The organism is Corynebacterium sp. FDAARGOS 1242 (assembly GCF_016889985.1).
Taxonomy (GTDB): Bacteria; Actinomycetota; Actinomycetes; order Mycobacteriales; family Mycobacteriaceae; genus Corynebacterium; species Corynebacterium minutissimum_B.
On sequence record NZ_CP069568.1, the window covers coordinates 2,524,478 to 2,549,477 of the forward strand.

At 57.8% G+C, this 25,000-nt stretch carries 23 protein-coding genes, 3 rRNA genes and 2 pseudogenes; 13 read left to right on the forward strand and 15 right to left on the reverse strand.

The window, feature by feature from the left end; all coding sequences use genetic code 11:
• Positions 1 to 266 precede the first annotated feature (266 nt).
• The 3 genes from I6J72_RS12080 (at position 267) to rrf (ending at position 5,539) form a co-directional block, all read left to right on the forward strand.
• Positions 267 to 1,783, forward strand: a 16S ribosomal RNA gene (locus I6J72_RS12080).
• 445 nt (positions 1,784 to 2,228) lie between these two features.
• Positions 2,229 to 5,303, forward strand: a 23S ribosomal RNA gene (locus tag I6J72_RS12085).
• 118 nt (positions 5,304 to 5,421) lie between these two features.
• Positions 5,422 to 5,539 (forward strand): 5S ribosomal RNA (gene rrf, locus I6J72_RS12090).
• Together the 16S, 23S and 5S rRNA genes form the textbook arrangement of a ribosomal RNA operon.
• A 1,023-nt stretch (positions 5,540 to 6,562) precedes the next feature.
• Here the strand turns inward: rrf and I6J72_RS13270 are convergent.
• The 6 genes and pseudogenes from I6J72_RS13270 to I6J72_RS12105 form a co-directional block, all read right to left on the reverse strand.
• Complete coding sequence (locus tag I6J72_RS13270; protein ID WP_370552144.1) at positions 6,563 to 6,712, reverse strand: hypothetical protein; 150 nt, start codon at positions 6,710 to 6,712, stop codon at positions 6,563 to 6,565.
• Entirely contained in the window at positions 6,685 to 7,035 is a 351-nt protein-coding gene (locus tag I6J72_RS13275; protein ID WP_370552145.1) for a transposase, read from the reverse strand. The genes I6J72_RS13270 and I6J72_RS13275 overlap by 28 nt, the downstream gene beginning before the upstream one ends.
• 102 nt (positions 7,036 to 7,137) lie before the next feature.
• Positions 7,138 to 7,482 carry an IS3 family transposase gene (locus tag I6J72_RS13280; protein ID WP_370552146.1) on the reverse strand — a complete coding sequence of 115 codons (345 nt, stop codon included), beginning with the start codon at positions 7,480 to 7,482 and terminating at the stop codon, positions 7,138 to 7,140.
• A 169-nt stretch (positions 7,483 to 7,651) separates the two neighbouring features.
• A pseudogene (locus I6J72_RS13285) lies at positions 7,652 to 7,841 on the reverse strand (hypothetical protein); the annotation flags it as partial.
• Between the two features lie 10 nt (positions 7,842 to 7,851).
• Complete coding sequence (locus tag I6J72_RS12100) at positions 7,852 to 8,808, reverse strand: hypothetical protein (protein ID WP_204099359.1); 957 nt, start codon at positions 8,806 to 8,808, stop codon at positions 7,852 to 7,854.
• Between the two features lie 233 nt (positions 8,809 to 9,041).
• Positions 9,042 to 10,094 carry a pseudouridine synthase gene (locus tag I6J72_RS12105; RefSeq protein WP_204099360.1) on the reverse strand — a complete coding sequence of 351 codons (1,053 nt, stop codon included), beginning with the start codon at positions 10,092 to 10,094 and terminating at the stop codon, positions 9,042 to 9,044.
• On the opposite strand from I6J72_RS12105, the gene I6J72_RS12110 reads away from it, so the two are divergent.
• The 4 genes from I6J72_RS12110 to I6J72_RS12125 all read left to right on the forward strand — a co-directional run bounded on the left by I6J72_RS12110 (position 10,030) and on the right by I6J72_RS12125 (position 12,185).
• The gene (locus I6J72_RS12110) at positions 10,030 to 10,176 is read left to right on the forward strand and encodes a hypothetical protein (protein ID WP_168165583.1); all 147 of its coding nucleotides are present in this window, start codon (positions 10,030 to 10,032) and stop codon (positions 10,174 to 10,176) included. The genes I6J72_RS12105 and I6J72_RS12110 overlap by 65 nt on opposite strands.
• Before the next feature lie 41 nt (positions 10,177 to 10,217).
• Positions 10,218 to 11,114: a universal stress protein gene (locus I6J72_RS12115; RefSeq protein WP_039672662.1), complete on the forward strand. Its 897-nt coding sequence runs from the start codon at positions 10,218 to 10,220 to the stop codon at positions 11,112 to 11,114.
• 133 nt (positions 11,115 to 11,247) lie between these two features.
• On the forward strand, positions 11,248 to 11,508 hold the full coding sequence (locus tag I6J72_RS12120; RefSeq protein WP_204099361.1) for a GlsB/YeaQ/YmgE family stress response membrane protein: 261 nt from the start codon (positions 11,248 to 11,250) through the stop codon (positions 11,506 to 11,508).
• 68 nt (positions 11,509 to 11,576) lie between these two features.
• Positions 11,577 to 12,185 (forward strand): TetR/AcrR family transcriptional regulator, encoded by a 609-nt coding sequence (locus I6J72_RS12125; protein WP_204099362.1) that lies wholly within the window; start codon positions 11,577 to 11,579, stop codon positions 12,183 to 12,185.
• Here the strand turns inward: I6J72_RS12125 and yidC are convergent.
• Positions 12,142 to 13,128, reverse strand: coding sequence for a membrane protein insertase YidC (gene yidC, locus I6J72_RS12130; protein ID WP_204099363.1), 987 nt, complete (start codon positions 13,126 to 13,128; stop codon positions 12,142 to 12,144). The two genes, I6J72_RS12125 and yidC, sit on opposite strands and share 44 nt — an antisense overlap.
• A 63-nt stretch (positions 13,129 to 13,191) precedes the next feature.
• Between yidC and I6J72_RS12135 the strand changes: the two genes are divergently transcribed.
• Positions 13,192 to 13,959 (forward strand): class E sortase, encoded by a 768-nt coding sequence (locus I6J72_RS12135; protein WP_204099364.1) that lies wholly within the window; start codon positions 13,192 to 13,194, stop codon positions 13,957 to 13,959.
• Positions 13,959 to 14,111, forward strand: a complete 153-nt coding sequence (locus I6J72_RS12140) for a hypothetical protein (RefSeq protein WP_181815411.1) — start codon at positions 13,959 to 13,961, stop codon at positions 14,109 to 14,111. The genes I6J72_RS12135 and I6J72_RS12140 overlap by 1 nt, the downstream gene beginning before the upstream one ends.
• Positions 14,112 to 14,125: 14 nt before the next feature.
• Here I6J72_RS12140 and I6J72_RS12145 read toward each other — a convergent pair whose 3' ends face one another.
• Positions 14,126 to 14,722 carry a DUF2020 domain-containing protein gene (locus I6J72_RS12145; RefSeq protein WP_204099365.1) on the reverse strand — a complete coding sequence of 199 codons (597 nt, stop codon included), beginning with the start codon at positions 14,720 to 14,722 and terminating at the stop codon, positions 14,126 to 14,128.
• Between I6J72_RS12145 and I6J72_RS12150 the strand changes: the two genes are divergently transcribed.
• Positions 14,721 to 15,893 (forward strand): sensor histidine kinase, encoded by a 1,173-nt coding sequence (locus tag I6J72_RS12150; protein WP_204099366.1) that lies wholly within the window; start codon positions 14,721 to 14,723, stop codon positions 15,891 to 15,893. The genes I6J72_RS12145 and I6J72_RS12150 overlap by 2 nt on opposite strands.
• Positions 15,894 to 15,929: 36 nt before the next feature.
• Complete coding sequence (locus I6J72_RS12155; protein WP_204099367.1) at positions 15,930 to 16,568, forward strand: response regulator transcription factor; 639 nt, start codon at positions 15,930 to 15,932, stop codon at positions 16,566 to 16,568.
• Here I6J72_RS12155 and I6J72_RS12160 read toward each other — a convergent pair.
• Complete coding sequence (locus I6J72_RS12160; protein WP_115023972.1) at positions 16,565 to 16,882, reverse strand: Lsr2 family protein; 318 nt, start codon at positions 16,880 to 16,882, stop codon at positions 16,565 to 16,567. The genes I6J72_RS12155 and I6J72_RS12160 overlap by 4 nt on opposite strands.
• A gap of 354 nt (positions 16,883 to 17,236) precedes the next feature.
• Positions 17,237 to 17,869, reverse strand: a complete 633-nt coding sequence (locus I6J72_RS12165; RefSeq protein ID WP_204099368.1) for a DUF6474 family protein — start codon at positions 17,867 to 17,869, stop codon at positions 17,237 to 17,239.
• A gap of 74 nt (positions 17,870 to 17,943) precedes the next feature.
• Here I6J72_RS12165 and I6J72_RS12170 point away from each other — a divergent pair, with 74 nt between their 5' ends.
• Positions 17,944 to 19,380, forward strand: coding sequence for a TM0106 family RecB-like putative nuclease (locus I6J72_RS12170; RefSeq protein ID WP_204099369.1), 1,437 nt, complete (start codon positions 17,944 to 17,946; stop codon positions 19,378 to 19,380).
• Positions 19,381 to 19,413: 33 nt separating this feature from the next.
• On the opposite strand, the gene I6J72_RS12175 is transcribed toward I6J72_RS12170, so the two are convergent.
• Complete coding sequence (locus I6J72_RS12175; protein WP_239107365.1) at positions 19,414 to 20,706, reverse strand: copper oxidase; 1,293 nt, start codon at positions 20,704 to 20,706, stop codon at positions 19,414 to 19,416.
• Positions 20,707 to 20,717: 11 nt separating this feature from the next.
• Positions 20,718 to 21,869, reverse strand: a complete 1,152-nt coding sequence (locus I6J72_RS12180; RefSeq protein ID WP_204099370.1) for an MFS transporter — start codon at positions 21,867 to 21,869, stop codon at positions 20,718 to 20,720.
• Positions 21,870 to 21,940: 71 nt separating this feature from the next.
• Here I6J72_RS12180 and I6J72_RS12185 point away from each other — a divergent pair, with 71 nt between their 5' ends.
• Positions 21,941 to 22,831: a LysR family transcriptional regulator gene (locus tag I6J72_RS12185; protein ID WP_204099371.1), complete on the forward strand. Its 891-nt coding sequence runs from the start codon at positions 21,941 to 21,943 to the stop codon at positions 22,829 to 22,831.
• On the opposite strand, the gene I6J72_RS12190 is transcribed toward I6J72_RS12185, so the two are convergent.
• The 3 genes and pseudogenes from I6J72_RS12190 to I6J72_RS12200 all read right to left on the reverse strand — a co-directional run.
• Positions 22,779 to 23,744, reverse strand: a complete 966-nt coding sequence (locus tag I6J72_RS12190; RefSeq protein WP_204099372.1) for an ArsA family ATPase — start codon at positions 23,742 to 23,744, stop codon at positions 22,779 to 22,781. The two genes, I6J72_RS12185 and I6J72_RS12190, sit on opposite strands and share 53 nt — an antisense overlap.
• Positions 23,735 to 23,992 carry a cory-CC-star protein gene (locus tag I6J72_RS12195; RefSeq protein WP_204099373.1) on the reverse strand — a complete coding sequence of 86 codons (258 nt, stop codon included), beginning with the start codon at positions 23,990 to 23,992 and terminating at the stop codon, positions 23,735 to 23,737. Before I6J72_RS12195 ends, I6J72_RS12190 begins: the two co-directional genes overlap by 10 nt.
• Positions 23,982 to 24,815 (reverse strand): annotated as a pseudogene (locus tag I6J72_RS12200) (carbon starvation CstA 5TM domain-containing protein); the annotation flags it as partial. The pseudogene I6J72_RS12200 and the gene I6J72_RS12195, both read right to left, overlap by 11 nt.
• Between the last annotated feature and the right edge of the window lie 185 nt (positions 24,816 to 25,000).

Here is a 25,000-nt window from a genome sequence, read left to right on the forward strand (position 1 = left end):
TGATGCATTGTATGTGTGTTGCGGTTGGTGTATGCCGGATGGCGCTTTTTCAAGCGGCGTCATTGTAAATAACAGTAAGTTGTTTGGGCGTATTGATTTAAATCTTCTAACGGCCAGCCTCCTTTTTTGTGCCCCGTCGGGTTGGGGGTTGGTTGAAGTTTTTTTCTTTATGTAATTTTTGGATGTGCCAGTTCAGGCGATGCTGCTTTGGTGGTGTTGTTTGTGTTGGTTTGTCTGTTTGTTAGGTTTGGGCTTTTCACGGCCTTTTTGTGGAGAGTTTGATCCTGGCTCAGGACGAACGCTGGCGGCGTGCTTAACACATGCAAGTCGAACGGAAAGGCCCCTGCTTGCAGGGGTACTCGAGTGGCGAACGGGTGAGTAACACGTGGGTGATCTGCCTTGCACTCTGGGATAAGCTTGGGAAACTGGGTCTAATACCGGATAGGAACCGTCTTTAGTGTGGTGGTTGGAAAGTTTTTTCGGTGCAAGATGAGCTCGCGGCCTATCAGCTTGTTGGTGGGGTAATGGCCTACCAAGGCGTCGACGGGTAGCCGGCCTGAGAGGGTGTACGGCCACATTGGGACTGAGATACGGCCCAGACTCCTACGGGAGGCAGCAGTGGGGAATATTGCACAATGGGCGGAAGCCTGATGCAGCGACGCCGCGTGGGGGATGACGGCCTTCGGGTTGTAAACTCCTTTCGACAGGGACGAAGCGCAAGTGACGGTACCTGTATAAGAAGCACCGGCTAACTACGTGCCAGCAGCCGCGGTAATACGTAGGGTGCGAGCGTTGTCCGGAATTACTGGGCGTAAAGAGCTCGTAGGTGGTTTGTCGCGTCGTCTGTGAAATTCCGGGGCTTAACTCCGGGCGTGCAGGCGATACGGGCATAACTTGAGTGCTGTAGGGGAGACTGGAATTCCTGGTGTAGCGGTGAAATGCGCAGATATCAGGAGGAACACCGATGGCGAAGGCAGGTCTCTGGGCAGTTACTGACGCTGAGGAGCGAAAGCATGGGTAGCGAACAGGATTAGATACCCTGGTAGTCCATGCTGTAAACGGTGGGCGCTAGGTGTAGGGGGCTTCCACGTCTTCTGTGCCGTAGCTAACGCATTAAGCGCCCCGCCTGGGGAGTACGGCCGCAAGGCTAAAACTCAAAGGAATTGACGGGGGCCCGCACAAGCGGCGGAGCATGTGGATTAATTCGATGCAACGCGAAGAACCTTACCTGGGCTTGACATACACCAGATCGCTGCAGAGATGTAGTTTCCCTTGTGGTTGGTGTACAGGTGGTGCATGGTTGTCGTCAGCTCGTGTCGTGAGATGTTGGGTTAAGTCCCGCAACGAGCGCAACCCTTGTCTTATGTTGCCAGCATTTGGTTGGGGACTCATGAGAGACTGCCGGGGTTAACTCGGAGGAAGGTGGGGATGACGTCAAATCATCATGCCCCTTATGTCCAGGGCTTCACACATGCTACAATGGTCGGTACAACGCGCAGCGACACTGTGAGGTGGAGCGAATCGCTGAAAGCCGGTCTTAGTTCGGATTGGGGTCTGCAACTCGACCCCATGAAGTCGGAGTCGCTAGTAATCGTAGATCAGCAATGCTGCGGTGAATACGTTCCCGGGCCTTGTACACACCGCCCGTCACGTCATGAAAGTTGGTAACACCCGAAGCCAGTGGCTCAAACTTGTTAGGGAGCTGTCTAAGGTGGGATCGGCGATTGGGACGAAGTCGTAACAAGGTACCCGTACCGGAAGGTGCGGGTGGATCACCTCCTTTCTAAGGAGCATTAAAATAAGACACCAGTTGGTGTTGTAAGCACGTGAGTATTTCTCATGTGCTTGGTGGTTGAGTAAACAAAAGTTTTGCTGCCACCGATTGTTTAATCGGGTGGAGATACACCTTAACCAGAATGATTGTTGACCAGATGGTTAATTGACTAACACGGTTTTAAAGGTACTTGGTGCATTGTTGGGTGTCTGGGGCATTATCCCCTGGTTGTAACCCACACGTGGCTTAGCAGTCGTGATGCAGTATGCATGGTTGTTGGTTTGGTGTGGGGTGTTGTGTGAGAACTGTATAGTGGACGCGAGCATTAAACCATGTGCTTGCCATCTTTTTTGTTGGTGGTGGGTGTCATGGTTTGTGTGATTTCTGTTCTTTTGTGTTTTGTGTAGTTCACGCCAACATGCAGGCAGCGTTTGTTGTGTTGTGTGTTGGTTGTGTGTTCGTTATTGAGGGCGCATGGTGGATGCCTTGGCATGCTGAGCCGATGAAGGACGTGTAAGGCTGCGTTAAGCCTCGGGGAGTTGTCAATAAAGCGTTGATCCGAGGATGTCCGAATGGGGAAACCTGGCACCTGTTATGGGGTGTTACCCTTCAGTGAATTCATAGCTGTTGTGGGGGTTTACGCGGGGAAGTGAAACATCTCAGTACCCGTAGGAGGAGAAAATAAAATATGATTCTGCTAGTAGTGGCGAACGAACGTGGATGAGGCTAAACCGTGTGCATGTGATACTTGGTAGGGGTTGTGTGTGCGGTGTTGTGGGCCCCAATGTGAATCAGCTACCACTGGTTTGCTTGTGTGTTGTTGTTAGGTGAAGTGGTGTGGAAACGCCCGCCAAAGAGGGTGATAGTCCCGTAGTTGAAGGCTTCAATGCATAGGTTGTTGGGTTGCCCGAGTAGCAGCGGGCTCGTGGAATCTGCTGTGAATCTGCCGGGACCACCCGGTAAGCCTAAATACTTAGTGTGACCGATAGTGTATGAGTACCGTGAGGGAATGGTGAAAAGTACCCCGGGAGGGGAGTGAAATAGTTCCTGAAACCATGTGCTTACAATCCGTCAGAGCACTTTTTATAGTGTGATGGCGTGCCTTTTGAAGAATGAGCCTGCGAGTCAGCGGCATGTCGCGAGGTTAACCCGTGTGGGGTAGCCGTAGGGAAACCGAATCCTAATGGGGTGTTTTAGTGGCATGTCCTGGACCCGAAGCGGGGTGATCTACCCATGGCCAGTGTGAAGCAATTGTAAGAGGTTGTGGAGGCGCGAACCCACGTAGGTTGAAAACTGCGGGGATGAGCTGTGGGTAGGGGTGAAAGGCCAATCAAACTCCGTGATAGCTGGTTCTCCCCGAAATGCATTTAGGTGCAGCGTCGCATTAGCTTGGTGGAGGTAGAGCTACTGGTTGGTTGAGCGGGACTACAATCTTAGCAATGTCAGCCAAACTCCGAATGCCATCAATTGTGTTGTGCGGCAGTGAGACTGTGGGGGATAAGCTTCATAGTCGAGAGGGAAACAGCCCAGATCGCCGGTTAAGGCCCCTAAGGGTGTGCTAAGTGGAAAAGGATGTGGGATCGCGAAGACAGCCAGGAGGTTGGCTTAGAAGCAGCCATCCTTGAAAGAGTGCGTAATAGCTCACTGGTCGAGTGGTCCTGCGCCGACAATGTAGTGGGGCTCAAGCACACCGCCGAAGCCGCGGCAATACTTTTTTGTATTGGGTAGGGGAGCGTCGTGCATGTGTGGAAGCGTTACCGTAAGGAGGCGTGGAGTGTGTGCGAGTGAGAATGCAGGCATGAGTAACGAATTGGAAGGTGAGAATCCTTCCCGCCGGATGACTAAGGGTTCCTGGGTCAAGTTCGTCTTCCCAGGGTGAGTCGGGACCTAAGGCGAGGCCGACAGGCGTAGTCGATGGACAACCAGTTGATATTCTGGTACCCGTATGTCCGCGCCCATGATAAAGCACTGATACTAACCACCGCGGATACGATTAGCCCACTCTTTGAGTGGGGTGGTTGTTGATGTCGTGGGGCCTGAAGTGTGGTTCAAGCAATGGGGTGACACAGTGTAGTAGCCATGCCGCTTAGTGGATTGTTGGTGTAAGCGTGTGAGGTGGTGTGTAGGCAAATCCGCACACCGTATAACCTGAGGCGTGATGCGTAGCCCAATTGGGGTGAAGTTGGTGATCTAGTACTGTCGAGAAAAGCCTCTAGCGATGTGGATGTATGGCCCGTACCCTAAACCGACACAGGTGGTCAGGTTGAAAATACTAAGGCGTTCGGGTGAACTGTGGTTAAGGAACTCGGCAAAATGCCCCCGTAACTTCGGAAGAAGGGGGACCACACGACTTAAACCAGTCTTTGCGCTGGTGGTGGGTTGTGGGGTCGCAGAGAATAGAGGGAAGCGACTGTTTATCAAAAACACAGGTCCATGCGAAGACGTGAAGTTGATGTATATGGACTGACGCCTGCCCGGTGCTGGAAGGTTAAGAGGACCGGTTAGTAGTCTTTGACTGCGAAGCTGAGAATTTAAGCCCCAGTAAACGGCGGTGGTAACTATAACCATCCTAAGGTAGCGAAATTCCTTGTCGGGTAAGTTCCGACCTGCACGAATGGCGTAACGACTTCTCTGCTGTCTCAACCACAGGCCCGGTGAAATTGCACTACGAGTAAAGATGCTCGTTACGCGCGGCAGGACGAAAAGACCCCGGGACCTTCACTATAGCTTGGTATTGGTGTTCGGTTCGGTTTGTGTAGGATAGGTGGGAGACTATGAAATGCGTGCGCCAGCACGCGTGGAGTCGTTGTTGAAATACCACTCTGATCGGATTGGATACCTTAACCTTGGCCCATGATCTGGGTTGGGGACAGTGCCTGGTGGGTAGTTTAACTGGGGCGGTTGCCTCCCAAAATGTAACGGAGGCGCCCAAAGGTTCCCTCAGCCTGGTTGGCAATCAGGTATCGAGTGTAAGTGCACAAGGGAGCTTGACTGTGAGACAGACATGTCGAACAGGGACGAAAGTCGGGACTAGTGATCCGGCACCTACTTGTGGATGTGGTGTCGCTCAACGGATAAAAGGTACCCCGGGGATAACAGGCTGATCTTCCCCAAGAGTCCATATCGACGGGATGGTTTGGCACCTCGATGTCGGCTCGTCGCATCCTGGGGCTGGAGTAGGTCCCAAGGGTTGGGCTGTTCGCCCATTAAAGCGGCACGCGAGCTGGGTTCAGAACGTCGTGAGACAGTTCGGTCTCTATCCGCCGCGCGCGTTGAAACTTGAAGAAGGCTGTCCCTAGTACGAGAGGACCGGGACGGACGTACCTCTAGTGTGCCAGTTGTTCCGCCAGGAGCATCGCTGGTTGGCTACGTACGGAAGGGATAACCGCTGAAAGCATCTAAGCGGGAAGCCTGTTTTAAGATGAGGTTTCATTTGAGGTCCCCTACAGACGATGGGGTTGATAGGCCAGACCTGGAAGCACCGCAAGGTGTGAAGGCTACTGGTACTAATAGACCAAAACAAACACACCAAACCCAACCAGGGTATTGGAGAACAAACAAACACCAAGACAAAAAATCACTGTTGCTCGCGTCCACTACACAGTATCTGACACAACACCAGCAACCAGAGTATGCTCTAAGTGTTTGTCGGTGGCCTATAGCAGCAGGGAAACGCCCGGACCCATTCCGAACCCGGAAGCTAAGCCTGCTAACGCTGATGGTACTGCAACCGGGAGGTTGTGGGAGAGTAAGAAACCGCCGACACCAAACAACAACAAACAACTCAATACAAACCTGAAGGCCCTAGAGACCCATCAAGGTGTCTAGGGCCTTTACCTCGTTATAAATACCACTACCGTTTTACAGGTGATTACACACTCTGAAGTGCCCCAGGTTTTGTTCCGTCTGAGCAGATGGGAAAATCTGGGGCACTTCAATTGACTTCCTTCACCCCGTTCACTAGGTGTGAGGAAGTTGAAGGTTGGTTACCGAAGCAATCTTAGATCGCCGAAATTCGGCCTGCGCGATAGCTCGGTAGAAGTTATCATTATTAGCACCACTGCCAATATCTACGGAAACCATATTTAACATGCAAAAACAACAACACCGCATCGCCGCCATGGTTGTCGCAGACGTTATTGCTTGGCTGGCCCTATAAAAACATGGACAATATCGAGCATCGCATTTCCCAGTTAGAACTTAACCAAGGACGGCTCGCAATCCTACTCAGCTCAGCCCCCGAAGAGCATAAAGCGTGGGATAAAGCGTGCCTACGCCATGACCTCACTTTCGAACAAGAATACAGGACTCGACAAGAAATCCTAGATTTCCTCAACTCAGAAGCGACTGATAGTAACGAACTACTATCAAAAGTAAGCCACATCGTAGGACATCCCGCAGTAGCTCGCGACCTCGTAAGCGCATTTAAACAACGTGGCACGGCAGCTCAACGATGGAAAGAAATAGACTCGGAAAACCTACTCTGACCATTCAGCTCACTGACTGAATGTTTCACAGAAAGAGCATCAAGTGTTGAACTAGTACTCAACGTTTGATGCTTTTGTCTTTCTGTTTTCTCATATGAGGGCGCTCCACTGGTGTGTGCATCGCTGGAGGGCCTGAAACGTGGTATTACGAACCTGATCAGCCCTTCTATTTGGCAGATTCAACAGCAGAATCATGTATTAGGATGGAGATTTCCATTTTGCAGGGTGGAAAGTACGGAATCCGCTTTTACCCTAGCCATTGGCCTCAACAAGATGGTGGTGAAGTGCCCCGGTTTTGTTCCTAGGCATGTGCCTTGTTTTCCATTATCCCGTGGTCTGGGTTATGTTCCCAAAACTTGGTCTCCACCTCGGTCGGCGTACAGTAGCCCAGGCTCTGATGAAGCCGTGACTCGTTCCACCACGTCACCCACTCGAAGGTTGCGATTTCCACGTCGACAACATCGTTCCATGTGCGGGTATGGATGAGCTCGTTTTGTAGGAACCGTTGACGTTCTCAGCCAGCGCATTGTCATAAGAATCACCAACAGTGCCGGTCGACGCAATAACTCCATACTCAGCAAGGCGTTCGTTATAGGCAATGCTGACGTATTGAGATCCATGGTCTGCATGGTGAACCAAGCCCGTTGTTTCCTTCGCACATACAATCGCTTGGTTAAGCGCCTGCAGCGGCAAGACTTCAGTTCGCATCGAATCAGACAACGCCCACCCAACGATTCTGCGGGAGTACACGTCGGTGACAAAAGCGGTGTACACGAATCCTTTCCTGGTACGTACATACGTAATGTCAGCCACCCACAACCTGTTCGGCCCAGGGGCCTTGAACTCACGATTCACCAGATCAAGGCGAGTGTCCGGTCACTTAGATCTACGAGTAGTCACAGGTGACCGACCCTTACCTTTGCCACTGACTCCAGCAAGGCGCATTAGGCGAGCAGTGTGCTCACGTCCAATGTCGATTCCTTCGCGGCGCAGCGCGTGCCACATCTGACGGATGCCGTACACGCCGTAATTATCAGCATGAACCTCGCGAATGTGTTCTGCAAGAACAGCATCACGAAGCCTGCGGGCGCTGGGTCCACGAGCTCTTGATTGGCGATACCCGCGCGAGGTGATAAAACCGCCCTCACGATTGATTCGCAACGTCGAACAAATGAACTCGATCGAGAAACGATCACGATACTCATCAATGAACCGGATCATTTCCGACGTTGTGGGTCGAGTTCGGATGCGAAAAAGCCGAGGCAGCTTTCAATAACTCGTTAGTATCCCGCAGCTCCTGAACTTCACGGCGGAGTCTGACAACTTCAACAGCCAAATCCTCGGACATCGGTTCGGCAACACGTCCCTCGCGGCGGGCAGCCTGTGTCCACAGCCGGGCCGTGTGCCATGAGACGCCTAGCTTCGGCGCCACTGCCTGGTACGCGGCCTGCATCGACATGTTCTCCGCCAAGATGCGGTCCTCAACGAGGCGGACGACACGGTCTTTCGCATCCTGATCAAATTTTCTTGGCATGTTCCAGATTTTCCCATCTACTCAAACGGAACAAAACCTGGGCCACTTCACTCGCTTTAGAGCGGCCATTCGGTGCGGACAAAGCTTGGCGCCGTGTGCGGCGAGGCAACATGGGGGATTGCATCTTCATTCCATTCGATGCGGAGGGCGAAGCCATCGCCGTTTCGGTACTTCAGGCGAATCACCGCTAGGTCAAACTTCTGCCCGTAGGACTGGTCCTCAACGAGCGCAACCGCCGTTTGTTCCACAGCGGATCGTGCAATTGGGGCGACATGGTACGTGCCGTCTTGCCAACAGAAGAGTGCGTCAACTTGGCGGAGCTGGATACCGTCGGCGGTGTTGCGAACCAGGAAATTGATGGCGAAGCCATCCCACGGTGAAGAAATGGTGTGGTTAAACACCTGGATATCGTTGTCGATCTGATCGATGAGTTTCTTCACCACGGCTTCGCTATCAGCACCGGTGCCGTTGCCGAAGGCCTCGGTGGGAGCTGCGTGATCGAGGATTGGATAGGAGCGTGCACCTGTTTGCGCGTTCTTTTCGCACCGCGCTTTTAGGTCCTGCGCAGTGGGTACAAGGTCGTCAAGGCTACTCGGCAGTTGGTAGTTGTCGAAGTAGTCTTTGCGGTCATAGCAAAAGCTGTCCAGAGCGCGGTCATAGCGGACTGCCAGAACAGTGGAAAGGATGTTCCTCGCCATTTCAGTATTTCTTGCCTCGAATGGCCGATGCATTTCGCCCGCGAAATTCGGTGGGAAGAGATTGCGCAGCAGGTTGCCGTGGGTGAGTTGTTCCGCCTGATCGTAGTTGACGCTTCTATCGAAGGGCTGAGAGCCTTTGATTTCTGCCACATTGGCTGCGGTGAACCCTTGGTCACGCTGCCAAATGATGAAGAAGGTGAGGGACTCGACGCCTTGTGCTTCCAGGCTTTTATCCCTGTGGAACGAGAGGCGTACAGCGTGCTCGAACCGTTCCGTCGGTGTTCCGAAGGCGGGCTCATAGTGGGATTGTGACATGTGAGCCAAGTTATGGTTTGGTGGATTGCGGCGTGAATCAAACGGGGTGTATCCCCCCGGAAACTTCTTAGATTCCCAGCACGGTCTTCGCGACGAGGTAGTAGATTTAGTCCGATCGGTGCGGTGGCCGTTCCCCTCGCCGGCTTGGTGCTGGCCTACGTTGCGGGGTGGAAATCCGCGCGTGATACGGATACGTGGTGGTCGAAAGCTGGAGACTATTTCGATGGGGAGAATTACGGGCGCAACAAATGATGGGTTTCAAGCGGTAATTGTGAGCTAAATTCGCGGGTTACGCCGGTAACGGGGTCGGTGAAGGAAATGTGCGTGGCCGTTAGGTGCATGGGAACTCGCATGTCTTCGGCTTCTGCGGGGAATATTACGGGGTAGATGGGGTCCCCAATAATGGGAATTCCTGCCTGAAGCATGTGGAGGCGCAACTGGTGGGTCTTTCCGGTGTGAGGTTTGAGAGTGTACTTCGCAAGGTCCGGAAGTGGGCCGTGAAGGGCTTCGTAGGGGGCCTTGTCCACGGGAGCAACGTCGGCTACTTCGGTGATGGCGTTGACTTCACCGTCGACGATGCGCCCTTGGAGTTCGCCCGGGGTCTTCTCCATGCGGGAGTGCCAGAGGGTGCCGGGGGAGACGTCGGCAAGCGGGGCGATGGCTTCATAGGTCTTGTTCACGCGGCGCTCAGCAAACAACGTTTGGTACGCGCCCCGAACGGAGCGGTCCTTGGTGAAGACGAGGATTCCTGAGGTAAGGCGGTCGAGGCGGTGCGCGGGGGAGAGTTCGTTGTTGCCGGTGCTGCGGCGTAGGCGCACGGTCGCAGTCTCTGTGATGTGCCGGGCCCGCGGCATCGTGGCCATGAAGGGTGGCTTATCCACGACCAGAAGGTGTTCGTCTTCAAAGAGAATTGGTATGTCGTAAGGAACAGGGACCTCTGGCGCAGGGATGCGATAGAAATACACCACGGCATTAGTGTCCAGGATACTGTCAGGGCTAAGGGCCGTACCGCTTTGAGCCACAACCTTGTTCGCGTCGAAGCGGGCCTGCAAGGCTTGCTCGTTGTCGTCGGGGTGGCGATGACGCTGCGTGCTGATGAGATTGTGTACGAAGTTCCATGCGCTAATTGGTCCTTCAGATACTCGAGCCTGGGTGGGGTTTAGACCATCACGGATAGGAAGTGGGGTTGCGCCACGCCTTTTTTGGACTATTCTTTCTCCCATGGATTTCAACTCTATTCTCGCGCCCGTCATTGACTTCTTTTCCAATGGTATCGGTGCGGTCATTCGTGACATTGCGGTGACCCTGTACAACGTTCTCTTCCCCGCCAATGCGGATGCTGCTACCACCCCACAGGCCGGCCTATAGGTATTAGACTGGAGGTGTAAGCACGTCGAAAGGATAAGGTCATGGCCAAGGAAGACATTGTCGTCGTAGCCGTTGATGGTTCGGAAGCGTCGAAGAACGCCGTCCGTTGGGCTGCTAACACTGCAATGAAGCGCGGGATTCCACTTCGTATCGCATCGAGCTACACGATGCCGCAGTTCCTCTACGCCGAGGGCATGGTTCCGCCGAAGGAGCTTTTCGACGACCTCCAGGCAGAAACCCTCGAGAAAATTGAGGCTGCCCGCGCTGAAGCCCACAAGGTGGCGCCGGAGCTGAAGATCGGCCACACTGTGGCTGAGGGTTCCCCGATTGACATGCTGCTGGAGATGTCCAAGGACGTCACCATGATTGTTATGGGCTCCCGCGGTATGGGTGGCCTGTCCGGCATGGTCATGGGTTCTGTCTCCGCATCCGTGGTCTCCCACGCGTCCTGCCCCGTCGTGGTTGTGCGCGAGGACAACCACGTCACTGATTCCACCAAGTACGGACCGGTAGTCGTTGGCGTGGATGGCTCTGAGGTGTCCCAGAAGGCTACGGACTACGCCTTCAAGGAGGCTGATGCCCGCGGCGCTGAACTCATCGCCGTACACACCTGGATGGATATGCAGGTCCAGGCCTCCCTCGCTGGGTTGTCCGCGGCCCAGGCTGAGTGGGCAGAGGTGGAGAAGGAACAGGCAGAGCTGCTTACTGAACGCCTCGCTGATCTTCAGAAGGAGTACCCGGATGTGCCGGTCAAGAAGGTTATCGCCCGTGACCGCCCGGTCCGTGCGCTGACGGATGCCTCCGAAGGTGCGCAGCTACTGGTCGTTGGTTCTCACGGCCGCGGTGGTTTCAAGGGCATGCTCCTTGGTTCCACCTCCCGTGCGCTCCTGCAGTCGGCTCCGTGCCCGATGATGGTGGTTCGCCCAGATTCTGAGTAACCGTTCTATTACTTCGCAATAACGATTCGGCTGCAGTAGCCTCTGAATGCGCTGCAGCCGGATCGTTTCGTGGTTTTGTGCGTACACTCGTGCACGTACGCATCAATTTATGAGTAACGAGGAGTAGTACATTATGGGACTTGGTCTCGGTTTCTTTAGTTCGATCATCGTCGGTATCATCGCCGGCTGGCTCGCAGAGAAGATTATGAAGCGCGATCAGGGTCTGTTTACCAACCTCATCGTCGGTGTTATCGGCGGTGTTATCGGCGGTGGCCTGCTAGCCCTCTTCAACAAGAACGTGGGCGATAGCTGGTTCCTTATGATCATTACCGCCACGGTCGGCGCATGTATCTTGCTGTGGATCGTGGGCGCAATAACTGGCCGCAAGAAGTAAAATTTCACATACATACCGGTTTGTCTATATTGTGTAGATGAACCGGTTTTGTCATGTGAGGAGAAGAAATGGCCGAAAAGAAGTCGCGGCGCAATCGCCCGAGCCCGCGCAGCCGACTGCTCGAATCAGCGACGCGCCTCTTTACCACTGAGGGTATTCGCGTCATCGGCATCGACCGTATCCTGCGCGAGGCCGACGTAGCCAAGGCCTCGCTGTACTCGCTTTTCGGCTCGAAGGATGCCCTCGTCATTGCCTATGTTGAGGCGCTTGATGAGCAGTATCGTGCCGATTGGCAGGAACGTACCGAGGACGCTACCGATGCAGAAAGCAAGATCCTCGCCTTCTTCGATAAAGCCATTGAGGAACAGCCCACCATCGAGTACCGCGGCTCGCACTTCCTCAATGCGGCGGGCGAGTATCCGCGCCCAGAGACAGATGCCGAGAGGGGCATCGTGGCTGCCTGTGTAGAGCACCGCACCTGGATGCATTCCACCATTACAGCCCTGCTCAACGCCAAGAATGGCTACCCTTCAGGGGAACAGGCCAGCCAGCTCCTCATCTTCTTGGATGGCGGTCTTGCCGGCGCGCGGTTGACCCGCGAATCGGCGCCGCTGGTCACCGCGAAGCAGCTGGCTATTCAGCTGTTGTCGGCCCCTCCTGCTGATTATTCGATTTAACGATCTTCCTTGCCTCAGCAAGGAGTGCTGAGTGGCGCTTCCGGGAAGCCTCGTATTCTTCCTTCTGCTCCGGATTGGCCTTGAATTGGGCCTTCAGGGCCTTCTTGTTTTTCTGGTTTTCCTTCGCTCGCCAGCGCTGAATGCTCGCGCGGCGCTGCTCATGAACGGCCTCCGGAAGCGGATAGCGTCTGCGCAAGATCAACTCATAGACGATGGTCTGCACTAGCGAGAAGAGGTAGGAACAGCCCCAGTAGAAAATGATGGTCACGGGGATAGGTCCGTGCCAGGCTACATTCCACAGCATCCAGGGGATGAGCACTACCATGACCGCCATGAACCAGAGCAGTCGGCGTGGAATCTTCTGATCAAACTGCGTGGTGAGGAAGCCGCGGTAGAGCATGATGAGGGTGTTCAAAGACGTAAACACGAGCGCAGCCACGAGCATGGGCAGAACCAGATCACGGTGCTCGCGGGCGAAATCCGTGAGGGGGACGCCGAAGACGGTGGAGGTGCGGAAGGAGGAGACGTCGGCAAGCGTCAGCATCCCCACCGCTTCATGGGCAGAACCGGAGACCCGAAGAACCACCTGGTAAAGGCCAATAAACGCGGGAACAATGATGAAGGACGGGAAACAGCCGAGCATTGGGTTGTGCTTGTAGCGCTTCTTCAACTCTCGCTGCTGAGTGAGGAGTGCGACGGCCTCATCGACCTCAGTGATGTGGCGCAGCTGGGCATTGAGTTCCGTCATCTCCGGGCGCATGAGCGCAGCGATGCGGCCCTGCTTGACTGACTGCCAGTTCAGTGGGGCAATGATGCCGCGTACTGTCAGCACAAGGAAGACGATGGTGAGGATCCATGCCATCGAACCGTCAAGGAATGAGCTAAACAGCAGATGCCACAGCTTCATGATCCCGGAGACGGGGTACATGAAAATCTCGAGCATCGTGGACTCCTCTCCGTCCTCTGAGTGGGGTACTTATACGGTACAGGGGCTAGGGTAGAGAACATGCCACAGCCCACTTCGCGACGAAGAACAACGGTGAGCACCGTCGTTGGGGAGCTCATGTTGACAGCCGGCGTGCTGCTCTTGCTCTTCGCGTTCTATGAGTCCTATTGGACCAATATCGCATCCGGCCACCTGCAGGAGGAAGCCAACGAAACCCTGCAGGAGGAGTGGCACAACCCGCGTGGACAGGGCCAGGCACCGAAGCTGGGTGAGGCCTTTGCGCGCCTCTATATCCCGGCGTTTGGTTCTGACTTCGCTTTTGCGGTGCTGGAAGGCACGAATGAAGATGACCTGCTGCGCGGTCCCGGACGGTATACGGATACGCAGATGCCCGGTGAGCTGGGGAATTTCGCCGTCGCGGGGCATCGCGTGGGCAAAGGCGCGCCGTTTAATGACCTGGATAACCTGCAGACCTGCGATGCCATTGTGATTGAGACCTCGACGGAGTGGATTACCTACCGCGTGCTGCCCAGTGACGGAGCCCCAGCCGAGTGTCTCACGCCTGAGCAGCGAGAAAAGCCAGAGTACCGGCAGATTCAGGGACGCCACATTACGCTTCCGGGTGATGTCAGCGTGTTGGATCCGATACCGGGCACCCCGCCGGACGCGGGCATTGAGGCCAGTGAGGGGCTGCTCACGCTCACCACATGCCACCCGCAATTTTCCAATGCGGAGCGCATGATTATCCATGCCATGGAGACAGAACGGGAAGAGAAAACCCCCGACTCTCACGAGAATGACCGCCCCGCCGTCTTGGAGGAGAACTAATGTATCGCGCTCTCTGGAACCTTTTGCCCGGCCCCACTGTGGTAAAAGCTGTCCTGGCGGTGGCCCTCATCGTCGCCGTGTTCTTCCTGCTCATGGAGGTCGTGTTCCCGTGGGTATCGACCCTGATGCCCTACAACGACGTCGCCGTGTAGCAGCGCTGGGCGCTTTAGAGCCCAAGGTGTGCAATAGTCTCCTGCGCAATGAGCTGCGGCTTCAGGGTTTGTAACTGGTTTGACCACACGAGCACCGCGTGGGTGTCCTTCTGCACGGCGAAGACGGAGTGATCCTCAAAAACTCCACGCCCGCCTGACCAGCCGTCGAATTCCGCCAGCTCGGTGTCGTTGATGGGGGCGGCGGCATCGACAACCGCGCGCGCCTCCTCCACGCTGGGCATCTCCCGCACGATGACGGTGGCCTGCGGCTCCTCCGGGTAGGACCAGAATACGCAGGCAGGGGTGCTAAAGCGCTTGTCGACGCCCCACCGGGTCATCCTCTGCCCATTCGTATCTGCGACCCACTGGGTATCCAGGTAAGGGCAGTCTTCCCAGTCGGTGACCTCAGCGGAGGCGTCGATGGGCAGTCCATCGCCGCCGGCAGCAGGGCTTTCCGGAGAGTCGGCGAGGGAACCGTCCGTAATGGGGGCGCTGTCGTGGGTGTCGTTCGGTGTGGGGTCTGCGGGCTGACCGGAGTCGGTGCAGCCGGTGCTAACCAAGCCGATACCGATCAGACAGGCAGCAAGAGAGGGAAGTAGGCTGTGGCGCATGACCTCCACACTAGACCAGCGTTCGGTTGACTCGGATGCACTGCGCAACGGTATCCACATCCTGACCGCGACGCTTCTGGTGGTGGCTATCTTCACCACGGTGCGCCTGCCCTTGTGGCAGGGTGTGCTCAACCTGCTGCTGCTCGTGTCCTTCGCGGTGGTCTACTTCGGTGGATCTGCTTACGTCGAGTCGTTGCCTCGCATCGCGCAATATGGCTGGTTGGCCATCCTTTCGGTGCTGTGGCTTGCGGATATGGCGGTGGCCCCGGCGGCCATCTACCTCGTCTTTTCTTTGTATTTTGTGTATCTCTACGTGTTGGAGATGATTCCCGGCATTATCTGCGTGCTCGTTGCCACGGTGGTGACCATCGTTGTGCAGATTCCCGGCGGGCTGACTTTTGGCGGCATTATGGGGCCGGCAGTCTCAGCTTTGGTGACTATCGCTATCACCTATGCTTTCTCTGCCTTGAGCAGAATGAACCGCGAACTTATGGAAACCCGCTCGCAGTTAGTGGAGTCCGAACGCGAGGCTGGCATGACCGCCGAACGCCAGCGCATCGCGCACGAAATCCACGACACCCTGGCCCAGGGCTTGTCCTCGATTCAAATGCTGCTCCATGCTGCTGACCGTGACCTCGCGACGGAGAATATCCCCAAGGCTCAAGAACGCATTGAGCTGGCGCGGCGCACCGCAGCGGATAACCTCCATGAAGCCCGCGCCATGATTGCGGCACTGCAGCCGGCCGCACTGTCCGAAACGTCCCTCGGGGCAGCGCTGACCCGCATGGCGGATAATTTCGCGGCCACCGGGGGCGTGGACGTTTCAGTGGATGTGGAAGGCGAAGCGCAGCAGCTGCCTATGAAGGTGGAGGCGGCGTTGTTGAGGATTGCGCAGGGCGCGGTGGGCAACGTCGTCAAGCATGCTCACGCCTCCAAGGCCCGAGTGACCGTCACGTATGCGCCGGACGAGGTGCGCGTGGACGTGGTGGATAACGGCCAGGGCTTTGATGTGGAGGCCGTGGAGAATAAACCCGCCGGACTAGGCCATATTGGGCTCGCGGCCATGCGTCGGCGTGCGGAAGAGCTCGGGGGCGAGGTCGTGATTGAATCCACACCAGGCGCGGGTGCGGCGGTCTCAGTTAGTGTGCCCTTAAATAACGATGTAGATTAAGAATTTGTCCACACCGTACCAATGAGGAGGAAGCCCGTGATTAGGGTCTTGCTTGCCGATGACCACGAGATCGTGCGCCTGGGTCTACGCTCGGTGCTCGAGGGCGCCGAGGACATCGAGGTAGTAGGTGAGGTCGCCACGGCTGAAGCCGCGGTATCTGCCGCCCAAGCAGGCGGAATCGACGTCCTCCTCATGGACCTGCGCTTTGGTGCCGGCATTGAAGGCACCCGCGTGATGAGCGGTGCGGAAGCCACCGCCGCTATCCGCTTCTCCATGGACAATCCCCCCAAAGTCCTTGTGGTCACCAACTATGATACCGATGCGGATATTCTCGGTGCCATCGAATCAGGTGCGGTCGGCTACTTGCTGAAAGACGCTCCGCCGGCCGAGCTGCTCGCCGCGGTGCGGTCCGCTGCCGAGGGTGACTCGGCACTGTCCCCCATCGTGGCCGACAAGCTGATGACCCGCGTGCGCACCCCGCGTACGTCGCTTACCCCACGCGAGCTGGAGGTTCTCAAGCTGGTGGCTGCAGGTTCTTCCAACCGTGAAATTGGCGTGGAGCTTATGCTCTCAGAAGCCACGGTGAAGTCCCACCTTGTTCATATCTACGACAAGCTGGGCGTGCGCTCGCGCACCTCTGCCGTGGCAGCTGCCCGCGAGCAGGGAGTCCTTTAAAGGTTGTTGGCGTCGCGGTAGGCCAAAATAACGTCGTTGCGGATCTTGCCGCGCTCAGCTACCTCGTAGCCGTGCTTGGCTGCCCATTCGCGGACATCAGCGGGTTTGTAGCTGCGGGTTTCCTTCTTGATGGGGTGGCGAGCAGCCTTCACAAAAGGTTCCATTGCGGCGTGAAACTTCTCTGCATTCTCCTTGGAAACATCCAGGAGATAATCCTTCCCGTCAACGCTAAAACGGATGACGGTAAGTTCTTCTTCAGTAAGCGGGCTATTGTCAAGGTCATCAAAGAACTGCGTTACTTCTCGGCGTGCCATGATTCTCCATACGGTAGGGTTATGCTCTTCCAGCCCTGTGCGCTGGGCAGGAAGGCGATTCGTAAAAGAAGCTATCTTTTGAGGGGCGGCTTTAGGCGCTGTTTATCCTCGTCTTCGACTATATAGGAGAAATAGATTTATCTACACTGCAGAACACGAAAAAATAAGCGGAGAGTGACGAAAAACGGGCGATATTCCTTACTGGATACTTCGCGTGACATTTGAGAAATCGATGTCGGAAATGATTCTCTTTTTAAATCCGCTTTTAAAAGGTCTAGAGCGAGGCGGTGCACGGCGCCGAAAACATGAGAACCGCGACCTCTCACAGGTCGCGGCACAGGAACGCTGGGTGGATTAAGCGCGCAGCTTGGCCTGGATGTCGGCGTTAATGGAGTCAATCTCACCGGAGATGGAGCGGTGCGCGCGCTGACGCTGCTGCTCGGTCATGTACTCGGCGTTCTCGATAGCGGCGTCTAGCTCATTGAGGCGCTCCTTGACGTCACGCTTGAAGCCGACCGGCACGTTGGCGTCCTTCAGGGAGTTGCGAATGCCGGCGGTGCGGGCCTTGAGTGGTGCGCCGTGGCCAGCAAAGGACGCGAGCTGGTCAGCGGAGACGCCTGCCTTCTTAGCGCGATTCTTTTCTACCTCACGCTGCGCGGCGGTAATACCGCGGTAAATCAGCGGCAGCAGCAGCGGGGCTGCGGTGCGCAGGGCGCCGGCGTAACGCTTGACGTTGTTCTTATTAAAACGGCCTTCCTTGATGCGCTCGAGTTCCTTCTGCGCCATCTTGTACTCGTGCTTGCGGCGCTTCTTCAGACCCTTCTCCTCGGACTTGATGAGGGCCTTCTCCTGCTTGGCCAGTAGCTTCTGCTGACGGTGCCGTGCCTTATCTGCTGCCTTGACCTCGGCCTTTGCGCGGGTCTTGGCGGCCTTGATCTCGGCGCGGGCTTCGCGGCGGGCCTTGCGGATCTTCTTGATCAAGCTCATTGAAACGTCCTTTATTTTTTATCGGTAGGGTCTCGCTACAACTTTAGCAAGGTGGTCTACTAAGCTCACCTGGTGTGAAAGATGTGCTCGTCGCCACGGACCTCGTGGGCTGCCGCTATCGCCTCGTGCAGCGCCGCGCACATCCAGATATCCCGCGCACCCCGACGGGCCAGGCCCGCGCGGAGCGCCATGCCGCAGCCATTGAGGCCGCCCTAGCCCTCGTTCCCCGCAAAGGTCCCGGCAGCTTTCGGCGCATCGACCTTGAAGGCACCGACTTTGAACGCGCTATGGCCACGCTGGAGGCCCTGGCGTACGGCTATACCCACATCACCAACGCGGTGTTTTCTACCAACGAGTGGATGGTCCGCGTGGAACTCCTTATCCGTGAGGGCGAGAGCTACACCCCAGTCATCGTCTCCGATCATCGTGTCGCCCGTCCGAATGAAAAATCGCGCGCCGTGGTCGTGCCCACGCATCGCCTGGGGCTAAGCGAGCCTTTGCCGGCGAAGTATAAAATTAAGCACCATGCCGTCGACGGCTACCGCCTTGCCCTCGCCGCGCGCGGCCTGGAAGAGGTGGGCCTCAATTCTGGGCGCGGGGCGACGATTGGTCAGGATCGAACCCAGGCTTTTGTGACCGACACCTCGCGTTATCCCATCGATGCTGCACTTGCCCAGCCTCTCCCGGACAGCCCGCGCCGCGTCAAAGAGTGCGCGTCGTGTCGCTTCTGGCATCTGTGCGAGCCCCAGCTTGAGGCTCGCGATGACATCTCCCTCTTCCTCCCGGGCGACCGCGCGAACCCCTACCGCGAGCGGGGGATTGAGACGGTGCAGGCGCTTATCGACGCCTCCCTCGGCGCCCCCTCCACCCTCGCCGCCGCCTGGCGCGAAGGTATTCCGTTGCTGCGCCGTAGCCAGGTCAGCGTTCCCCGCGCCGACGTCGAAGTGGATGTCGATATGGAGGCGTACCTCGACCAAGGCGCCTACCTCTGGGGCGCGCGGCTGAATGGCGACTACATTCCTTTCGCCACGTGGGAGCCGTTGGGTGGCCGCGCCGAGGCGGAGAATTTCGCCGAGTTCTGGGAGTGGCTGATGAACCTGCGGGCCCAGGCGCACCAAGCGGGTAAGACGTTTGCCGCGTACTGTTACTCTGCCCACGGCGAAAACCACTGGATGCGGCGCTCCGCCGAGCGCTTTCACCGTCCTGCTCTACAGGAAGTGGAGGAGTTTATTTCCTCTGAGGAGTGGGTCGACATGTTTGTCCACGTCAAACGCAGCTTCGCCGGTACGTCGGGCTTGAGTCTCAAGACCGTCGCACCCGTCGCGGGTTTTGAATGGCCGGAGGACTTCGACGGTGAGGAGTCCGTCAATGCTCGCCGCGCCGCACTGGCCGGCGACGTTACCGCCCGCGAGCAGATCTTGCGCTATAACGCTGGTGATGTCACCGCTACTCACGTGGTCCGCGAATGGATGACTGCCGGCGCGCCGGGCATCCCGCCGCTGGACCCCTAAACGCGCCGTCTCTCAGGTTTGAGGTCGAAGGAGCTAGATAAAGAAGCTCAGGGCTCCGACAAGGACGAGGATCGCGAGGGCAATCACCGCTTGGTTCCAGTCCGTGGTGGTCTCTGGTGCCGGGCCCTCGGCCTTCTTCTGGAGCACTGCCTTCTGGGCCTTGACTGCGCGGGTGGTGAGGACGGGGAAGAGCGCCATGGAGCCGAGGCTCAGCAGAGAAGCGAGGACCATAGTGATAGAGCTGGACGTGGCCAGCCACAATGCCAGGCCACCGTTGATGAAGACGGAGCGCCCAATCCCCCAGCGGTTGTATTCGCGCAGGCCAGCCCGCACCGCGGAAGGGCCGCCGCCCATGGTTGTGGGCATGAGGTAGCTCATGACGCCGGTGAGCAGTTGGGCGGCAAAGCCGACGACGAGCGCGAGCATGGGAATCTTCGGCTCGTCGCTCAAGAAGTGCTGCGCGGTGTAGTAGGTTAGGCCGCCAACCAGCCAGAAAGCCGAGAAAAGGGCGGAGAGTGCAGGGAAGGTGATGCGCCCGCGGGGATCCTCGGCCACGGTGAGCACATTGACCAGCCAGCCTTGTAGGCTCGCCAACCAGCCCACGCAGTAGACGATAAGACCCACTTCAGGGACGTTCCACGCGGAACCGATGAGGGTGGCCAGCACGCCGAGGCCCAGCAGCGTGAAGCTGAGGCGCATGCGTGGGTTGACGCCCTTGGTCCGCCAGATGGAAGGGAACAAGATAGTAAGTGACCCTGCCGCGGCAAGGCCCACGAAGCCACCCACATTGGCGGCTACGTGTGCGATGAGCAGGCGCGGATGCGCAGGGAATACCGCAAGAAGCGCGCCGAGGGCCGCGCCCACGGCGAGGAAGGCCGCCGAGGCCACGTAGGCGGCGACGACCGGCCGGAAGCGTTTCGATTCCGCCTGTCGCCACAGGCCGAAGAGCACCGCGCCGTGCCAGAGCACCGCGGCAGCAACGAAGGTAGCGCCCACCTGCGTCAGAATCCAGTGAGGCTCCCATGCCTCAATGAGCAGCTGACCAATCAGCACGCAGATGACGCCGACGTTGAGCAGATAGATGCGCGCGAGCTGCTGCGGCCGCGCGGAATCAGGGAGCTTGAGCTGCACAAACTTCTCGGTGAGGTGCTGGGACCACACCACGATGCTGTTGGTGAGGATACCCAGCGTAAAGAGGTGGATGAGCACCCAGCGGTAATTAGGTATAAGAATGTGGGAGACACCGGCGAGGAGGAAGACCATCATCCAGATGCTGACTGGGCGGGAGGCTTTCCTATGCCATGTACGTGTTGACCACTTGTCCATAAAACACGATTTTATCCGGTTTTTCTCACAACCCAACTCATGCCCGCAATACCCACGGCCAGCAAGGCGTAGGTGGCGATGAAACCGGGCCAGGGGAGAGCGTCGAAAAGCATGCCAGACAGCGCACCCAGGACGGAACTGCCCAGGTAATAGAAGAAGACATACAGGCTCGAAGCCTCTGCGCGGTCATGCGTTGCGATGTGGCCTACCCAGCCCGAAGCCGTCGAATGCGCGGCGAAGAAACCAATAGTGAGCAGGACGATTCCAAGCAAGGTAGGGATAAGGGATCCCGCGCACAGCGCGATGCCCACGGCAAACAACGCACAGGACAGCAGCAACGTGTTGGCATGGCCTACCTGCGTGACGAGCCGGCCCGCGCGGGCTGAGGACCATGTGCCCGTGAGATAGAAGAGGAAAACCAAGCCAGCCAGACCGGGCGAGAGGTGGAAATGGTGGATAAGCCTGAATCCTAAGAAGTTATAGAGGGAAACGAAGGTGCCCATGGCCACGAAGGCCACGATGAACAGCGGGATGAGGCGGGTATCGCGCCCGTGGCGGAAGATGGCGCTGAGCTCTGAGCGGAAGTGAGTTTCCTTCGGAGTGAAATTCTGCTGGTAGGGCAGCAGGATTGCCGCAATGATGGCCAGGATGAGAGTGACCAAGCTGGAGCCGAACAGCGCCCAGCGCCAGGAGGTGAGCTCGAGCAAGCCAGTGGGGATGAGGCGGCCGGTTAGGCCACCAATGGTGGTGCCGGCAATGTAGAGGCCCATGGCTCGGGCAACGTAGTTGGATTCTAGTTCCTCCGAAATCCAGGCCATGGCGGTGGCGGGCGCGCCGGCAATAACGGCGCCCTGAAGCGCGCGGGTAGCAATGAGGATCTCCGGATTCGGAGCAAGTGGTACGAGCATGCCGATGAGTGTGGCGGCAATCGTGGAGACAAGCAGGAGCTTTCCGCGCCCAATGCGCTCGGAAATGATGGAGACCGGGATGACGCAGACGGCCAGCGCGCCGGTCGCGGCGGAAATAGTTATGGCGGCCTCAGTGGAGGACATGCCCATGTCCTCGACCAGCGTGGGCAGCATGGCTTGGGTGGGGTAAAGGCAGGAAAAAATCGCCAAGCCCACGAAGAGCATGGCGATGGTGGCGCGCCGGGTTCTCGTCATGCCTTTAAGCATGGCCTGCCCGCGGTTATGTGTAAAATGTTCAGAAATGACATAAACCATGCGAGGTGTGCATGAACCTGGAGGATGTACGCGGTGTCGTCGCCGTGGCCGACCACGGACTGGTGGGAGCGGCGGCGGATTCGCTTGGGCTTTCCCAGCCCGCCTTGACCCGCCGCGTACAGCGCATAGAGGCCGACATCGGCGCGAGCTTATTCCAACGAAGTGGCCGGCGCTTGCGGCTCAACTCGCGTGGCCGCGTTTTCGTCGAACAAGCTCGCCGCATGCTCACCGCCGAAACTGCGGCACGCGATGCCGTGGCGCGCCTCATGGATCCAGAGCGCGGTACGGTGCGGCTCGACTTTATGCACTCGCTGGGCACCTGGATGGTCCCGGAGCTGCTCAAGGCCTATCGCGCTGAGCATCCCCACGTGGATATTCGCCTGCACCAGGGAGCTGCGCGCGTGCTGGTGGACCGTGTGCGCGCAGGCGAATCGGACTTGGCCCTGGTAGGTCCGCGCCCAGACCCCGACGCTGCGGTGGGCTGGCACCAGCTCAAACTGCAGCGCCTTGGCCTAGCGGTGCCGGAGGGCCACTGGGCGGCGGGCCGAGACAACGTGCGCCTCGAAGATTTTGCTGATGAGCCCTTCATCGGCATGTTGCCGGGGTACGGAACGCGCATGCTTCTCGATGACCTCGCGGCCCACGCCGGGTTTAGCCCGCGCCTCGTCTTCGAGTCGATGGAGCTCACAACCGTCGCGGGGCTCGTCGCGGCTGGGCTCGGCTCGGCGCTGCTGCCGCTGGATGATCCGTACCTGCAGACCAGCAACCTCATCCCGCTACAGCCCGCGGCCTACCGTGAGCTCGGCCTCGTGTGGCGCATCGGCGATGAGGCACCACCCGTGGAACGCTTCAAAGACTTTGTGGTAGGGAATCCGCCAGTGCAGTTAGCGCCTCCGGCGTAGACACTTCGTGTGGCAGCCAAGGGATTTCCACGATTGGCTGACCAGGCAACGCCTGTGCCAAGAGTGCGAGAGCCTCGTCCTCGGAGGCGCGGCGCTGTGCCAAGAACGCATCCTGGCTTTCCGGCGTGCGGCGGTTGACCACGAGCCCGCCTACATGTACTCCGTTGGCGGTGAGCTCTTCGAAGAACTCGGTTGTTTCCAGCACCGGGGTGCGGTCGGCGGTGAGGACGAGATAGAAGGAGGTCACCGAGGCGCTCGTCAGTGTTGTGCGCAGGTGCTCAAAGCGGCGGCGGCGCTTCAACAGCGTGGAGCGAATCTCCTGGTTACGGCGATCGACCGGGTCCATGGAGCTGGCGGATACCGACTTCTCCGCCGAGGTCATCCCCCTCACCACGGCACCAAACTTATCGGACTTCTCGCGCCGCGCCAGCAGCCCATCGGTATAGGCCGCCATGATGTCCGGTAGCGCCATGAGCCGCGAGGTATGCCCAGATGGCGCGGTATCGAAAACAATGTGATCGTAGTCCGCACGGTCCTCGATGAGCTCCGCGATGCGCTCCAGCATCGCCGCCTCATGCGTGCCAGGTGAGTGCCGGGCAAGGTCTAGGTGCCGATCGACCTCGCGGTGTAGGCGCTCGGGCATGAATCGACGCATCTGCTTGCCGACGTCCCCCAGGTGCTCCTCCGTGGCCCGCGCCGGGTCGATCTCCACGACGGAGAGGTGGGGGCGGACGGTCGTGGGGACGTCGGAAAGCGCGGCGTCCCAAATGTGGCCTAAGTTGTGGGCCGGATCCGTGGACACGAGCAGGACGTTCTTGCCCTCCTGGGCTAGGCGCAGCGCGGTGGCGGTGGCCAGCGTGGTCTTGCCCACGCCACCTTTGCCGCCGAAGAACATGATGGGGGCTAACAGCATGAAATTCCGTTCAACGGTGAGCGCTCCATGCCCTTGCGCGTGTGCCAGGCATGGAAATCCTCGTACATAAGCGGCAGCAACTCCAGGGTGTAATAGCTGGCTGGGTTTGGCACGCCGAGGGCCTCCGACATGACGAGCAGCATGAAGAGGTCATCTTCTTCCTGCTGTGCCTTGGCGAAGGACCGTCGGTAGGGCGCGGAGTAGAACTCGGTAAGTCCGCGCCCAAAGGCCTTGAATTTATCGAGCATTAACCGGTAGTGGAGGCTCGACGTCCTCGTCGTCCCAGGTCACCTGCGGCGCCTTGCGTGCGCGGGAGATGGCGGCGATGGCTTCGCCGATGACCCACACGGCAGCAACGATGATGACGATATCGATGGCCAATAGCAGCCAGTTCTCTGCTTGGAAAAGTGTCTTGAGCTGCAGCACCGCTGCCCACAGGGACATGACCGTGACGAAAACGAGCGGGATGATGACCGGCCACGTCGGGCGGCGCAACTGCGTCAGGATGACCACGATGATGGACAAGGTCAGGCCAGCCATGAGCTGGTTCGTGGTACCGAACAGCGGCCAGATGAGCATGCCGCCGGAACCATCGACACCCGTGGAGAAGGTCAGGCCCAACGCGCAGCCCACGGCGATGATCGTGGCAACGAGGCCGCTGAGCTTCAGGCCCATGAGCTCGGCGGCTTCGGAGACGACCATGCGCTGCAGGCGCACTCCGGAGTCCATCGTGGTGGCGGTGAAGAGAACGGCCATGGTGGCCAAGATAGTGGCGGACAGCGAGGTGGGGATACCCAGGCCCTCATTCAGGAGCGAGCCACCGCCCTGGACGAAGGCGCCAACGCCGCCGGCGTTCCACTCGTTGTAGATGTTCTCCCAGTCAGCGGCGGTCTTGAAACCAGACGTGGTAGCCACGATGGTGCCAAGTGCCAGGAGGCCCTCACCAACGGAACCAAAGTAGCCGACGAAGCGGGCATCTGTTTCCTTGTCCAGCTGCTTCGATGAGGTACCAGAGCTCACCACACCGTGGAAGCCAGAGATAGCACCACAGGCAATGGTGACGAATCGGAGCTAACATTCCTAGAAATCACGCCAGTGATGCGTCACCACATGTGCAGGTGGTGTGAATTATGCCATAGCCTAATTGCGAAGGTGGCATTAATTTCTAAACCTCTATAGGGAAAGATGTGATGGGTGGGGCAGGAGGGGGTGCGCCGTGTGGTCGAAGAAAAAACGACGACACCGCGCCGAGAGCC

Coding starts and splice junctions, on each gene's coding strand:
- I6J72_RS13280 (WP_370552146.1), bottom strand. CDS start 7,482: ATGATCCGGTTCATTGATGAGTATCGTGATCGTTTCTCGATCGAGTTC.
- I6J72_RS12100 (WP_204099359.1), bottom strand. CDS start 8,808: ATGTCACAATCCCACTATGAGCCCGCCTTCGGAACACCGACGGAACGG.
- I6J72_RS12110 (WP_168165583.1), top strand. CDS start 10,030: ATGGATTTCAACTCTATTCTCGCGCCCGTCATTGACTTCTTTTCCAAT.
- I6J72_RS12105 (WP_204099360.1), bottom strand. CDS start 10,094: ATGACCGCACCGATACCATTGGAAAAGAAGTCAATGACGGGCGCGAGA.
- I6J72_RS12115 (WP_039672662.1), top strand. CDS start 10,218: ATGGCCAAGGAAGACATTGTCGTCGTAGCCGTTGATGGTTCGGAAGCG.
- I6J72_RS12120 (WP_204099361.1), top strand. CDS start 11,248: ATGGGACTTGGTCTCGGTTTCTTTAGTTCGATCATCGTCGGTATCATC.
- I6J72_RS12125 (WP_204099362.1), top strand. CDS start 11,577: ATGGCCGAAAAGAAGTCGCGGCGCAATCGCCCGAGCCCGCGCAGCCGA.
- yidC (WP_204099363.1), bottom strand. CDS start 13,128: ATGCTCGAGATTTTCATGTACCCCGTCTCCGGGATCATGAAGCTGTGG.
- I6J72_RS12135 (WP_204099364.1), top strand. CDS start 13,192: ATGCCACAGCCCACTTCGCGACGAAGAACAACGGTGAGCACCGTCGTT.
- I6J72_RS12140 (WP_181815411.1), top strand. CDS start 13,959: ATGTATCGCGCTCTCTGGAACCTTTTGCCCGGCCCCACTGTGGTAAAA.
- I6J72_RS12150 (WP_204099366.1), top strand. CDS start 14,721: ATGACCTCCACACTAGACCAGCGTTCGGTTGACTCGGATGCACTGCGC.
- I6J72_RS12145 (WP_204099365.1), bottom strand. CDS start 14,722: ATGCGCCACAGCCTACTTCCCTCTCTTGCTGCCTGTCTGATCGGTATC.
- I6J72_RS12160 (WP_115023972.1), bottom strand. CDS start 16,882: ATGGCACGCCGAGAAGTAACGCAGTTCTTTGATGACCTTGACAATAGC.
- I6J72_RS12165 (WP_204099368.1), bottom strand. CDS start 17,869: ATGAGCTTGATCAAGAAGATCCGCAAGGCCCGCCGCGAAGCCCGCGCC.
- I6J72_RS12175 (WP_239107365.1), bottom strand. CDS start 20,706: ATGGACAAGTGGTCAACACGTACATGGCATAGGAAAGCCTCCCGCCCA.
- I6J72_RS12180 (WP_204099370.1), bottom strand. CDS start 21,869: ATGACGAGAACCCGGCGCGCCACCATCGCCATGCTCTTCGTGGGCTTG.
- I6J72_RS12185 (WP_204099371.1), top strand. CDS start 21,941: ATGAACCTGGAGGATGTACGCGGTGTCGTCGCCGTGGCCGACCACGGA.
- I6J72_RS12190 (WP_204099372.1), bottom strand. CDS start 23,744: ATGCTGTTAGCCCCCATCATGTTCTTCGGCGGCAAAGGTGGCGTGGGC.
- I6J72_RS12195 (WP_204099373.1), bottom strand. CDS start 23,992: ATGCTCGATAAATTCAAGGCCTTTGGGCGCGGACTTACCGAGTTCTAC.